Origin of the sequence: Streptomyces sp. NRRL B-1347, from assembly GCF_000720325.1 — a bacterium.
GTDB lineage: Bacteria > Actinomycetota > Actinomycetes > Streptomycetales > Streptomycetaceae > Streptomyces.
The window spans coordinates 72,218-84,711 of sequence record NZ_JOJM01000063.1 but is presented as its reverse complement, the minus strand read 5'-3'; the positions used below and the strand labels follow the sequence as shown (position 1 = coordinate 84,711).

11 protein-coding genes are annotated in these 12,494 nt (G+C 72.3%); 9 read left to right on the top strand and 2 right to left on the bottom strand.

What is annotated here, in order from left to right:
- Nucleotides 1-175 precede the first annotated feature (175 nt).
- From IG74_RS0135895 to IG74_RS0135885, 3 genes are all read left to right on the top strand, one after another.
- Complete coding sequence (locus tag IG74_RS0135895) at nucleotides 176-1,633, top strand: NCS2 family permease (RefSeq protein ID WP_030685888.1); 1,458 nt, start codon at nucleotides 176-178, stop codon at nucleotides 1,631-1,633.
- A 65-nt stretch (nucleotides 1,634-1,698) separates the two neighbouring features.
- Nucleotides 1,699-2,862, top strand: a complete 1,164-nt coding sequence (locus IG74_RS0135890; RefSeq protein ID WP_030685885.1) for an XdhC family protein — start codon at nucleotides 1,699-1,701, stop codon at nucleotides 2,860-2,862.
- A gap of 82 nt (nucleotides 2,863-2,944) precedes the next feature.
- Nucleotides 2,945-4,201: a cytochrome P450 gene (locus IG74_RS0135885; protein ID WP_030685883.1), complete on the top strand. Its 1,257-nt coding sequence runs from the start codon at nucleotides 2,945-2,947 to the stop codon at nucleotides 4,199-4,201.
- Nucleotides 4,202-4,228: 27 nt separating this feature from the next.
- Here IG74_RS0135885 and IG74_RS0135880 read toward each other — a convergent pair whose 3' ends face one another.
- The gene (locus IG74_RS0135880) at nucleotides 4,229-5,017 is read right to left on the bottom strand and encodes a polysaccharide deacetylase family protein (protein WP_051856133.1); all 789 of its coding nucleotides are present in this window, start codon (nucleotides 5,015-5,017) and stop codon (nucleotides 4,229-4,231) included.
- Between the two features lie 503 nt (nucleotides 5,018-5,520).
- Here IG74_RS0135880 and IG74_RS0135875 point away from each other — a divergent pair.
- Nucleotides 5,521-6,171, top strand: a complete 651-nt coding sequence (locus tag IG74_RS0135875; protein WP_051856121.1) for an IclR family transcriptional regulator — start codon at nucleotides 5,521-5,523, stop codon at nucleotides 6,169-6,171.
- 547 nt (nucleotides 6,172-6,718) lie between these two features.
- Nucleotides 6,719-7,843, top strand: coding sequence for a serine hydrolase domain-containing protein (locus tag IG74_RS0135870; RefSeq protein ID WP_030685878.1), 1,125 nt, complete (start codon nucleotides 6,719-6,721; stop codon nucleotides 7,841-7,843).
- Between the two features lie 49 nt (nucleotides 7,844-7,892).
- On the opposite strand, the gene IG74_RS0135865 is transcribed toward IG74_RS0135870, so the two are convergent.
- On the bottom strand, nucleotides 7,893-8,801 hold the full coding sequence (locus tag IG74_RS0135865) for a GlxA family transcriptional regulator (RefSeq protein WP_051856131.1): 909 nt from the start codon (nucleotides 8,799-8,801) through the stop codon (nucleotides 7,893-7,895).
- Nucleotides 8,802-8,939: 138 nt separating this feature from the next.
- On the opposite strand from IG74_RS0135865, the gene IG74_RS0135860 reads away from it, so the two are divergent.
- From IG74_RS0135860 to IG74_RS0135845, 4 genes are all read left to right on the top strand, one after another.
- Nucleotides 8,940-9,533 (top strand): MBL fold metallo-hydrolase, encoded by a 594-nt coding sequence (locus tag IG74_RS0135860; protein ID WP_030685876.1) that lies wholly within the window; start codon nucleotides 8,940-8,942, stop codon nucleotides 9,531-9,533.
- Between the two features lie 720 nt (nucleotides 9,534-10,253).
- Complete coding sequence (locus IG74_RS0135855; protein ID WP_158857887.1) at nucleotides 10,254-10,502, top strand: phosphopantetheine-binding protein; 249 nt, start codon at nucleotides 10,254-10,256, stop codon at nucleotides 10,500-10,502.
- Nucleotides 10,503-10,517: 15 nt separating this feature from the next.
- Nucleotides 10,518-11,474: a chlorinating enzyme gene (locus IG74_RS0135850; RefSeq protein WP_030685873.1), complete on the top strand. Its 957-nt coding sequence runs from the start codon at nucleotides 10,518-10,520 to the stop codon at nucleotides 11,472-11,474.
- 223 nt (nucleotides 11,475-11,697) lie between these two features.
- Entirely contained in the window at nucleotides 11,698-12,396 is a 699-nt protein-coding gene (locus IG74_RS0135845) for a thioesterase II family protein (protein WP_030685872.1), read from the top strand.
- The last annotated feature ends 98 nt before the right edge of the window (nucleotides 12,397-12,494 follow it).

The following is a 12,494-nucleotide window of genomic DNA, read 5'->3' as shown; positions in this document are numbered from 1 at the left end:
ACACTTCCCTCAGCCCACACCGCCCGGAGCTCCAAGTGCCGCGCCGCTCGCGGTCCTCGTGCTCCCTGTGAGCCCCCCGTTCGTCTCGGGCCGTCCCCCGGGTCGTGCAGCCAGTCACCATCCCAAATCCCGCGGCTTCACGCGGGTGCCCCTGTGAACCTTGGGAGTAGGCACCATGACCCAGCAGTCCCTGGAGCCCAAGACCACCGCGGAGGACGCGGGCCGCGGCTCGCGCGTCCCCGCCGGGCGGTCTTGGCTCGACCGGTACTTCCACATATCCCACCGGGGATCGACGGTCGCGCGCGAGGTGCGCGGCGGCATCACGACCTTCATGGCGATGGCGTACATCGTCCTGCTCAACCCGCTGATCCTGTCCGGCAAGGACGCCGCGGGCGACACGATGGGGCAGAAGGCCCTCATCACCGCGACCGCCTTCGCCGCGGCCGTCACCACCCTGCTCATGGGCTTCGTCGGCAAGGTGCCGCTCGCCCTGGCGGCCGGGCTCTCGGTGTCCGGGGTGATCGCCTCCCAGGTGGCGCCCGAGATGACCTGGCCGCAGGCCATGGGCATGTGCGTGATGTACGGCGCCGTGATCATGCTCCTGGTGGTCACCGGCCTGCGCGAGCTGATCATGAACGCGATCCCGCTCGCCCTCAAGCACGGCATCACCATGGGCATCGGCCTGTTCATCGCCATCATCGGCCTGGTCAAGGGCGGCTTCGTCCACCAGGGCAAGGCGACCCCGCTCACCCTGGGCCCCGCCGGTGAGCTGGCCGGCTGGCCCGTCCTGCTGTTCGCGGGCACCCTGCTGCTGATCTTCATGCTCCAGGCCCGCGAGACGCCCGGGGCGATCCTCATCGGCATCGTGACCGGCACGGTCGTGGCCGTCGCCCTGAACGCGATGGACGTGATCAACCCCAAGCAGTGGGCCAACGGCGCCCCCGAACTGCACGGCAGCGCCGTCTCCACGCCCGACTTCTCGCTCTTCGGGGACGTCGAGTTCGGCGGCTGGGGCGAGGTCGGCGCGATGACGGTCGGCATGATCGTCTTCACCCTGGTCCTCGCGGGCTTCTTCGACGCGATGGCCACGATCATCGGCGTCGGCACCGAGGCCAACCTCGCCGACGACAAGGGCCGCATGCCCGGCCTGTCCAAGGCCCTGTTCATCGACGGCGCGGGCGGCGCGATCGGCGGCGTCGCCGGCGGCTCGGGCCAGACCGTCTTCGTGGAGTCCGCGACGGGCGTGGGCGAGGGCGCCCGCACGGGCCTGGCCTCGGTCGTCACCGGTCTGTTCTTCGCCGCGTGCCTGTTCTTCACGCCGGTGACCGCGATCGTCCCGCAGGAGGTCGCGTCCGCCGCGCTCGTCGTCATCGGAGCGATGATGATGATGAACGCCCGGCACGTCGACTGGGCCGACCGAGCCACCGCGATCCCGGTCTTCCTGACCGTGGTCCTGATGCCCTTCACCTACACCATCACCACCGGTGTGGCCGCGGGCGTCATCAGCTGGGTCGCCATCAAGGTCGCCCAGGGCAAGGCGCGGGAGATCGGGGCCTTCATGTGGGGCCTGACCGTGATCTTCCTCGTGTACTTCGCCCTCAACCCGATAGAGAGCTGGCTGGGCGTCCACTAGGCGCTTCGCCGTCCGCGAGGCGCCCGGGCACCCCGCCCCACGTTCCGAACCCCAAGGAGGCCGACATGCTGGACATCGCCGAAGAGCTGCACCGGTGGGTCGAGCAGGGGCGCGACTTCGCGGTCGCCACCGTGGTGGCCGTCAGCGGCAGCGCGCCCCGGCAGCCCGGCGCCGCGCTCGCCGTCGACCGTGACGGCACGGCGATCGGCTCGGTCTCCGGCGGCTGCGTCGAGGGCGCCGTCTACGCGCTGTGCGAGCAGGCCCTGGAGGACGGCGAGACCGTCTTCGAACGCTTCGGCTACAGCGACGAGGACGCCTTCGCCGTGGGCCTGACCTGCGGCGGCGTCATCGACATCCTGATCACACCGGTCCGCGCGGACGGTCCCGCGCGGCCGGTGTTCGCCGCCGCCCTCGCCGCCGCGGCCCGGGGCGAGGCGGCGGCGGTCGCGCGGATCACCTCCGGGCCCGACGAGCTGCTCGGGCGGGCGCTCCTCGTGCGCGGCGACGCGCGGACGGCCGGGTCCCCCGGCCACGAGGGCGGGCTCGGGGGACACCCCGAGCTCGACCGGACGGTGGCGGCGGAGGCCCGCGCCCTGCTCGACGCGGGCCGCACCGCCGCCGTGGAGATCGGCGCCGACGGCTCCCGCTGCGGCCGCCCGCTCACCGTCCTGGTCGAATCCTCCGTACCCCCGCCCCGGATGATCGTCTTCGGTGCGATCGACTTCGCGTCGGCGCTCGTACGGGTCGGCAAGTTCCTCGGCCACCACGTCACCGTGTGCGACGCGCGGCCCGTCTTCGCCACCCGCGACCGCTTCCCCGAGGCCGACGAGATCGTGGTGCGCTGGCCGCACGAGTACCTCGCGGACACCGAGGTCGACGGCCGCACCGTGCTGTGCGTGCTCACCCACGACGCCAAGTTCGACGTGCCCCTGCTGCGCCTCGCGCTGCGCCTTCCGGTCGCCTACGTCGGCGCGATGGGCTCGCGCCGCACCCACCTGGACCGCGAGGCGCGCCTGCGCGAGGTCGGCGTCACGGACCTGGAGCTGGCCCGGCTCCGCTCCCCGATCGGCCTCGACCTCGGGGCGCGTACGCCCGAGGAGACCGCGCTCTCCATCGCCGCGGAGATCGTGGCGAACCGCAGGGGCGGCGGCGGCCGCTCCCTGACGGGCGCCCACACGCCCATCCACCACGACGCCCCCGCGCCCCGCAGCATCACCTCGGTGGCGTGAGCCACGGCTCCGTGCGCCCTTCCTCGCGCCCGTGCCGCTCCGGCGGGTTTCGGGAGCCGGTGCGGAGCGTCACCATGGAGGCATGGATCCCCAACGGCACGCCAGAGTGGACGAGTTGACGCGCGATCCGTATCCGCTGTACGCGCGCGCCAGGAGTGCCGAGGGGCTCACGTACGTGCCCGAGTTCGGCGCCTGGCTGGTCGCCAGGGACGCCGACGTGCGGGAAGTGCTGCGGCGGCCCGACGTCTTCTCGTCGGCGAACGCGGTCCGCGGGGGCGTGCGGCCGTCCCCCGCGGCGCTGGCGGTCCTCGCCGACGGCGACGGCGGCAGCCCCCGCGGCCGCGTGGTGGTCACCTCGGACGGCCTCGCCCACCAGCGCCTGCGCGCGCCGATCGTGCGCGGCCTCGGCCCGGCCCGGGTGGCCGCCGCACTGCCGTTCGCGGCCGCGCGCGCCGAGGAGCTCGTCGAGGCGTTCGCGGACGACGGCCGCGTGGAGCTGATGGAGGCGTACGCCATGCGCCTGCCGGGCCAGGTCATCGGGCACGTCCTCGGCTTCGACCCGGCGGACGTGCCGCTCGTCGTGCGGGCCGGGCACCGCACCGAGGCGCTGCTCTCCCAGCCGCTGAGCGAGGAGGAGCAGGTGGCGGCCGCGCACGACATGGTCGCCCTCAAGCGCCTCCTGGACGGCTATGTGCGCGAGCGGTACGCCGCGCCGCGCGACGACCTGTGCAGCGAGCTGGTCACCTCACTGGTGCAGCCGGACGACGCGGAGGAGGGCGAGGCGGGGCTGCTCACGCTCGCCCAGCGCACCGAGCTCGTGGCCCATCTGAACAACTTCCTGCTCGCCGGGCACCTGACCACGACCGCCCTCATCGGCACGGCGTTCCTGCACCTGCTGAGCCACCCCGACCAGTGGCGGATGGTGTGCGCGGACCCGGAGCGGATGATCCCGGCCGCCATCGAGGAGACGGCCCGCTTCGACGCCGCGCTGCAGGCGTTCCGGCGCGTCACCACGCGGCCCGCGACGCTCGCGGGCACCGAGCTGCCCGTGGGCGCGGAGCTCCTGGTCGCCTTCGGCGCGGCGGGCCGCGACGACGCGCGCTATCCGCGCCCCGACGTCTTCGACATCACCCGGCCCGCCGTCGCCCGGCACGTCGCCTTCGGCCTCGGCGCGCACGCCTGCCCCGGGGCCCAACTGGCCCGGGAGCAGGTGCGGTTGACCCTTGAGCTGTTCATACGCCGGTTCCCGGGGCTGCGGATCGCCGAGGACGGTCCTCCGGTCACGATGCGGCCCACGCTCATCCACCGCGCCCCGGAGGCCCTGCACCTCACCTGGTGAGGGCGCCTCGCCCGGTGAGGCGGCCCGTCAGCGGTAGACCTTGCCCGGCTCGGCCTTGCCCGGCGCGAGGAGCTGGGGCACGGTGACGAAGACGTAGCCGCGCTTCTTCAGCTCGGTGATGATGCCGGGCACGGCGGGCACGGTGCCCTTGTAGATGTCGTGCAGCAGGATGATGCCGTCGCGGCCCGACTGTTCGAGCACCCGCTTCTGGATCAGCGCGGAGTCCTCGGTCGTGTAGTCCTTCGCCGTCACCGTCCAGAGGATCTCGGCCAGGCCGAGCTCGCGGGAGATCTTGTTGACGGTGTCGTTCGTGCGGCCCTGCGGGGGCCGCATCAGCGTCGGCTTCTTGCCGATGAGCTTCTCGATCGCCTTGTTCGGGCGCTCCAGCTCCGCGCGTGCCTCCGCGGGCTTGATCTTGGTGAGGATCTTGTGCGACCAGGTGTGGCTCGCCACCTCGTGCCCCTCGCGGTCCATCTGCTTGACCAGCTCGGGGTACTTCACGATGTGGTTCTTGCCGAGCGTGAAGAAGGTCGCGGGCACCTTCTCCTTCTTGAGGATCTTCAGCAGGCGCGGGGTGTTCTCACTGGGGCCCGCGTCGAAGGTGAGCGCGATGCACTTGGCCTTGCGGCAGTCGACGGTGCCGAAGGCGGCCCGGTCCTTGCCCTTCGCGTCCGCAGCGTCCTTGCGGACGGAGCTCGGGGAGACGGTGTCGAGCTTGGTGCAGCCGGTGAGGGCGAGAGCGGCCGCCACGCTCGCGGCGAGCGCGGCACCGGCGAACCTGGTGCGCGGGAGCAACCTCTTCCCTGTGTTCGTCATCTTGCGGTACGGAGTGGCTATCGGACGCATGCGCGCACTATACATGCTGTGTATACGTCCCGTTCATAGCGCCTCGGGAGCCCGATGAGCGGGACGTTCACGCCGCCCGCCCTCCACGCGCGCCGAGCGCCGGGCGGACGCGTCACCAGGCTTTGCGCGATCGCTCCTGCGACGGGTGGGGCGGGTGTGCCGCACGCGCCTGCCGTGGGTGGCCGGTAGTCGGCGCAATCTCATCTGGCGGTCCGGCCGCGTCGCACCGCAGCATGGCCAGTTGCCCGCGACCTCGCCAGGGGGTCACGGGTGTGCGAAACGGGGGAACGACCATGCCAGGGACAGGACTGTCATCAGCCATGCCCGCACGCGGGCGGGGCACGTCGAAACGGGGGGCGCCCCGCCAGGAACTCCGCCAGGAAATCCGCCAGGAACTGGGCAAGGAACCGCGGCCCGACGGGGAGGCGGCGCCACCGAATGATCAGGGAGCATCCCTTCAGCAGGGCAGGGGGGTGCTCGTCGGAGCCTTCGCCCTGCTCGACGCCCTGCGCCGCCGCGGCGGCGAGGCCGGCCTCACCGAGCTCGCCCTCGCCTGCGCGCTGCCCAAGGGCAGCGCGCACCGCCTCCTCGACCAGCTGGGCCTGCTCGGCGCCGTGGAGCGCAGGGGCAACCGCTACGCCGTCGGGCCGCAGCTCTTCCGGCTCGGCCAGGCCTGGCAGCCCTACCCGGGGCTGCGCGCCGCCGCCCGCATTCCGGTGCACCGGCTGCGCGCCTCGACCGGCGCCAGCGTCGTGCTGACCGTGCTGCGCGACGAGCTGGCCCTGACCGTGGCCTCGGTGCCCGGCCGGGTCGAGGGCGTGGTGCCGGTGCGCAACGGCATGAGCTTCCCGCTGGACACGGCCGCGGGGCGGGTGTTCACCGACGGCCCGCGCGGCCCGGTCCTGGACCGCGAGCAGATCCAGGAGGGCGTGTCCTGCGTCGCCATGCCCGTGCGGGCGCCGGACGGGCTCACGGTGGCGTCCCTCGCCGCCGTGGTGCCCGCGCGGCAGCAGCTCACGCAGGTCGCGGCCGCGACGGCCGCCGCGTCCGCCGCCATCGAGAGCCGTCTGACGCGGATGCCGCCGCGCGAGGTGGCGGCGCGCTCGGCACTGCTGCGTTACTGAACGCCGGCTTCCGTACGCGGGGGCCGCGCGGGTGTTCCGGTGAGCGGAACTCCCATAGCGCGGCCCCCGCCGCATTCGTCAGGGTGAGGTCACCCAGGGGTCGGGGAGACACCGGCCGGATTCGGGAGAGGGCAGCACCCGCGCGGGGCCGAGGCAACGGACGCGGCCCCCGTGTCCCTCTGAGCCGCACGGCGCTCCTGGGACGGGTCGAGCGGGCGACGGTGACGCCCTGGCCGCGGCCGCTCGACTCCGGCTCCGACGGGCCGCGGACGGGAGCGCGGTCCCACGGCGGGGGAGCGGTCTCCCAGGGACAGGGAGCGGGCTCCCACAGGAAGGGCGGGGGCTGTCCGGATGGTGGTGTCGATCTTGGACGCACAGGATGAACGGGTCGGGGTTCCGGCCCCACCATCCTGTCCTTCCAAGGGAGTTCACTGTGATCGACCGATCGGCAACCGATGTGGCAACCGATGCGGCACCCGACCGTTGCGGCCGCTCCTCCCCGCGTGCGCGCTCGGCGTCGTCGTCCCGGCGGCGGGCCGTCGCGGCGGTGGCGGTCCTTGCCGCCGCCCTGGGCGCGGCGGGCGCGCTGCCCGCCTCCGCGGCGTCGTCCCACGGCCCGCGTGACGCCGTGCGCAAGGACGTGGAGCGCCTGGTGACCGACGCGAAGTTCCCCGCGGCGCTGGCCGCCACGGTCGGCCGCGACGGGCGTGCGCGCGACTACACGGCCGGTGTCGCGGACGTGCGGACGAAGGGGAAGGTGCCGGTCGACGGGCGGGTGCGCGCGGGCAGCAACACCAAGACGTTCACCGCGACGGTCGTCCTCCAGCTGGTCGGCGAGGGCAAGGTCGACCTGGACGCGCCCGTCGAGAAGTACCTGCCGGAGCTGCTGCGCGGCGACGGCATCGACGGCCGGGACATCAAGGTCCGCCAGCTGCTCCAGCACACCAGCGGACTGCCCGAATACACCGTCCACATACTCAAGGACGTCTTCGGCAAGGCCCGCCACACCTACTACCAGCCCCGCGACCTGCTCGACATCGCGCTGAAGCACAAGGCCGACTTCGCCCCCGGCGACGGATGGGCGTACAGCAACACCAACTACGTCGTCGCGGGACTGCTGATCGAGAAGGTCACCGGGCGGCCGCTGGCCGAGCAGCTCACCGAGCGGGTCATCGACCGCGTCGGCCTGCGCGACACCTACTTCCCCGGCGTGGGCGACGAGGGCATCCGGGGCCCGCACCCCCGCGCCTACGACGCGGTCAGGCCCGGGGCGCGGCTGACGGACGTCACGAGGATCGACCCCTCCTGGGGCTGGGCCGCGGGGCAGCTGATCTCCACCCCCGGCGACCTGAACCGGTTCTTCTCCGCGCTGCTCGACGGCAAGCTCCTGAAGCCCGCGCAGCTCGCCCAGATGCGCACCACGGTCAAGGTGCCCGACGGCTTCAGCCAGGTGAAGGGGGTGCGGTACGGACTCGGCCTGATCCGCACGCCGCTCAGCTGCGGGGGAGCGATGTGGGGGCACGGCGGGAGCATCCCCGGCTACTACACCTACCCCGGCGTCACCGAGGACGGCCGCGCCGCCACGGTCGCCGTCACCGCCAACAGGGAACCCACCAAGGACGCCTTCGCCAAGGCCGACGCGCTCGTGGACGCCCAGCTGTGCCGGAAGTGAGCGGGGCCGGTCCTGCGGTGCGCCGGTGCCGCGCCCGTCCACCGCGCCGCTACGGCGCGTTGGTGAAGGCGCGGCGGTAGGAGCGGGGCGGCACGCCCCGGCGGCGTACGAACTGCTCGCGCAGCACGGCGGCGCTGCCGTAGCCGACCCGGCGGGCGATCTCCTCGACCGGCAGGTCCGTGGTCTCCAGGAGCTCCTCGGCGCCGCTCAGGCGCAGGTTCCGCAGCCAGGCGTGCGGGGTGGTGCCGGTCGCTGCGGTGAAGCGCCGGGCGAAGGAGCGCTTGCTCATCATGGCGCGCCGGGCCAACTCCGCGACGGGAAGCGGCTCGTGGAGGTGTGCGCGGGCCCAGGCGAGCACGTCGGCGAGCCGCTCGTCCCGGGCGTCCTCGGGGACCGGCGCGGCGAGGTACTGGGCCTGCCCGCCGTCGCGGTGGGAGGGCAGCACCATGTCACGGGCGACGGTGTTGGCGAGGGCCGCGCCGTGCTCGCGCCGCAGCAGGTGGAGGCACATGTCGAAGCCCGCGGCCGCCCCCGCGCCCGTGACGATGCGCCCCTCGTCGACGTACAGGGCGTCGGACTCGACGCTGACGTCCGGGTGGCGGCGGGCGAGGAGTTCGGCGAACCGCCAGTGCGTGGTCGCCCGCAGGCCGTCGAGCAGACCGGCCGCCGCGAGCGCGAACGCGCCGACGCAGTGGGCCGCGACCAGCGCCCCGCGCTCGTGGGCGGCCGTCAGGGCGTCGAGCACGGCGGGTCCGGGAGGAGTGCGGAATCCGGCCGACGGCAGGGCGATCAGCAGCTCGGCGGCGGCGAGCCGGTCCAGGCCGTGCGCGACGGTGACCGGCACGCCGACGTCGGTGGTGACGGGGCCCGGCCGGTCGGCGCAGAGCGCGAAGTCGAAGGCGGGCAGGCCCGCGCCGTGCGGAGCGAACACCTCGGCGACGACGCCGACGGCGAGCATGCCGACCCCGGGCGGAGCGTAGGCGGCGACGTTGGTGAAGGGCGGCACGGGGGGCAGTGTGCCATGTGGCACGAATCCTGCGATCGTCGGCAGTACTGCCACTCGTGGGCCGCTGACCTGCTCGGAAGGATGGAGGGCATGACAGACGCACCGCCCGGCCGCAGCGCCGCGTACACGATCCTGACCACCGGCTACGTGGGCTCCACGGGCCCCGGCGTCGCCGCGACCGTCTCCTACGTCTCCGACGCGGGCCGCCACTTCGTCTTCGACCCGGGCATGGTGGCGAGCACCGACGACATCCTCGGCCCGCTCGCCGGACTCGGGCTCGGCCCCGACGACATCACCGACGTGGTGCTCAGCCACCACCACCCGGACAACGTCATGAACGCGGGCCTGTTCCGGCGCGCCCGGGTCCACGACCACAAGGTGGAGTACCTCGGCGACCAGTGGCGCAACCGGGATGCCGAGGGGCACGAACTCACCCCGTCGCTGCGGCTGATCCGCACTCCCGGGCACAGCCCCGAGGACATCACGCTGCTCGCGGGCACGGCCGACGGCGTGGTGGCCTTCGCCGGTGACCTGTGGTGGCACGCGGCGGGCCCGGCGGACGACCCCGTCGCCCCCGACCGCGACGTCCTGCGCGCCTCCCGGCGCCGGGTCGTGGCGGTGGCGGACCTGATCGTGCCCGGGCACGGCGCCCCCTTCGCGCCCGACGCGACCACGCCGCTCTAGCCGCTCCAACAGCTGTGGCCGGGCCCCCACTTGGGTGGGGGCCCGGCCACAGCTGTTGGAGCCCAACCCCTCAACATCTCCGGGGCGAAACGGGATTGTCAACGCTTCGGCGGCCGCGCGGGGCGCGGGGTTTGCGCGGCGTGCCGGACGGTGCGGGACGTGCGGTCGCGGCCGGGTGTCCCGTCCGTCCCGTCAGCGGGACATTCCATTCGGGGTGAACAACAAGTCACCTCTGGCGCGATATCGCTCAGAAAGTCTTGTAGGGATTCCGTCGGCCGGTCTAACGTGACGAACAACCGTGGTCGATGAACATCATTTTCCCTTTTGGGCAACTTCCGTGCAGGAGGCAGCAATGCGTTTTTTCGAGTGCTGTCGATGCCTGCCGGGTTCCGGACTCTGGAAGCCCATAGGGAAGTGGCATTACGCTCGGCCAGGCGAAGGGGCCAGAAGGTTTTATGATACATGCTTTTCTTGAATCGATGAGTCCGCTTACTGGACTTCCGATTTCGTCAGGGGCGTGAATCGATGGGGAGGGCTGTCGTCCTGCCGTCCCGGAAATCACTGGTTCCGGCTGCACGCCGTTCGATTGTCATTCGGACTTCCGGCACCCGCCGCACGCAGGGCGTGCCGGTTCAGGACCGCTCACACCGCACACGGAGAGATCAAAAGAAGGGCGCCCCCATGCAGGGTTCAGCAACTAACGAAAAGGAAGCTCGCGCAGTGAGTGCAGCGGATGTGGAGCAGTCGGCTCTGAAGTGGCTGCGTACCGAGTTGGACGACCAGGAGATCAGTGGCTCCGACAACTTCCTCGACATCGGCGGCCACTCGCTGACCTTCTCGAAGCTGAACGTCTTCCTCGGGGACTCGTTCGGCATCGTCCTCGACATGAAGACGACGTACGACGGGACCCTGGCCGCGGCGCTCGTCGCCGCTCAGCCGATCGACAACACCGCGCCGACCAGTAAGTAAAGGGAGTCACCAGACATGACCAGCAGCCCCGTGCGTACGGAGTTCTCGCTGTCGGACGAAGAACTCGCGTTCTTCCGCAAGAACGGCTACATCGGTCCGCTCACCATCTACACGCCCGAAGAGATGGACCAGATGTGGAAGACCGTCCAGCGCGAGACGCTCGACCGGTCCCACGCCGCGTACCCGGAGGTGGACAAGGGCGTCGGCGCCCCGAACATCTTCAACTACGACCGGCACCTGGACGTCGACCTGCTGGCGCGGCACGTCATGAACCAGCGGATCACCGACCGCGTGGCCTCGATCCTCGGCCCGGACCTGCTGTGCTGGCGTTCGGAGTTCTTCCCGAAGTACCCCGGCGACGAGGGCACCGACTGGCACCAGGCGGACACCTTCGCCAACGCCAGCGGCAAGCCGCAGCTGCTGTGGCCCGGTGAGTCCGAGGACTCGTTCGGCGCCGGCACGCTCACCGTGTGGACCGCGTTCACCGAGTCCAACCGCGAGAACGGCTGTCTGCAGGTCATCCCCGGCACGCAGCACCAGATGAACTACGACGAGACCAAGCAGATGGACTACAACGAGGGGCGCATCAACTCCGAGGTCAAGGACGGCGTTCCGCGCGGCTTCTTCGGGTACGACTACCGGCAGCTGCAGAAGGACCCGAACTGGAAGCCCAACGAGGACGACGCGGTCGCCTTCGAGATGGAGAAGGGCCAGTGCATCATCTTCTGGTCCACCCTGATGCACGCCTCGCTGCCGAACATCGCCACCGGTAAGAACTACCGCATGGGCTTCGCGACGCGTTACGTGCCCACCTCGGTCCAGATCTACCCCGGCACCGACCACATCGAGGAGTACGGCGGGAACATCTCGCTGGACAAGTGGTCGGCCGTACTGGCCCGCGGCCGCGACGAGTACGGCCACAACAAGATCGCCACGGAGACGCTGCGCGGCACGAAGTACCTGCCCGCGTAACCCCGACGGCGACGAGCCCCGCGCCGCAGCCCAGCGGCGCGTCGGAGAGGTGACGACCCGCGGCCCCGCCCCGGCCGCGGGTCGTCACTTGGGCGCTGTGCCGGGGCACACCGGTGCGGCGCCAGGGGCACAGCACCACCAACTGCCGATCACAGCCGGGCCGCCCGCCGGAGCTTCGCGCCCGCGGCGGCCCCCGCGATGCCACCCGGGGGACTGCACCACCGTGACCACACCGAGCACACCCCGACCCGCGGTCGCCTTCATCCCGCCGTCCTGCTGCGGAGCGGGCTACTTCCGCCGCCTGCGGCGGGAGCTCGGCGACCGGGTCGCCTTCCACGCCCTGGAGCTGCCCGGCCACGGCCGCCGCTACCAGGAGGCCCCGCTCACCGACGCCACCGAGGCCGTCGCGGACCTCGTCGCACGGATCGACACCCCGCTCGACGCCCTGTACGGCGAGAGCCTCGGCGCCTACCTCGCCCTGGGCGTGGCGGACGTCCTGAAGCAGGAGCGGCCCCCGCTGCTGCTCGCCGCGTCCAACTCCCCGCCCTCGGTGCGCGATCGCATCGACGTCGAGGGCCTCGACTCCATCGAGTCCGCGGTCGCCGCGCTGCGCGCGATGGGGGGAGAGATCCCCCCGGAGGTGATCAGCGACCCCGAACTCGCCGCGGGCGCCTACCCGTTGATCCGCGCCGATCTGAACCTCGGCCAGTCGTGCATCGACCTCGTCCGCGGGAGCGCCGCGGCCGGGAACCTGACCGTGCTCGCCGGGACCGAGGACACCGCGCTTACCCGTCTGGAGGCGTGGGCCGCGCACACCCGGGGCCGCTGCGAGGTGACGTCGCTGCCCGGCGGCCACCTGCTGTCCGCCACGAACCCCGCGGCCGTCGCCGAGCGGGTCCTGGAGGCGCTGGCCCGCGGCTGAGGCCGCCCCCTCTTCCGCTGTTCCCCCTTCTGCTGTTCCCCGTCCGCCGCCCTGTCCCCACGTGTTCCACCCCGGGCGCCCGTCCCCCTTCGTTCCCT

Bases quoted from the DNA above. Each gene is read 5' to 3' on its own strand.
- IG74_RS0135895 (WP_030685888.1), top strand. From the start codon at position 176: ATGACCCAGCAGTCCCTGGAGCCCAAGACCACCGCGGAGGACGCGGGC.
- IG74_RS0135890 (WP_030685885.1), top strand. From the start codon at position 1,699: ATGCTGGACATCGCCGAAGAGCTGCACCGGTGGGTCGAGCAGGGGCGC.
- IG74_RS0135885 (WP_030685883.1), top strand. From the start codon at position 2,945: ATGGATCCCCAACGGCACGCCAGAGTGGACGAGTTGACGCGCGATCCG.
- IG74_RS0135880 (WP_051856133.1), bottom strand. From the start codon at position 5,017: ATGACGAACACAGGGAAGAGGTTGCTCCCGCGCACCAGGTTCGCCGGT.
- IG74_RS0135865 (WP_051856131.1), bottom strand. From the start codon at position 8,801: ATGCTCGCCGTCGGCGTCGTCGCCGAGGTGTTCGCTCCGCACGGCGCG.
- IG74_RS0135860 (WP_030685876.1), top strand. From the start codon at position 8,940: ATGACAGACGCACCGCCCGGCCGCAGCGCCGCGTACACGATCCTGACC.
- IG74_RS0135850 (WP_030685873.1), top strand. From the start codon at position 10,518: ATGACCAGCAGCCCCGTGCGTACGGAGTTCTCGCTGTCGGACGAAGAA.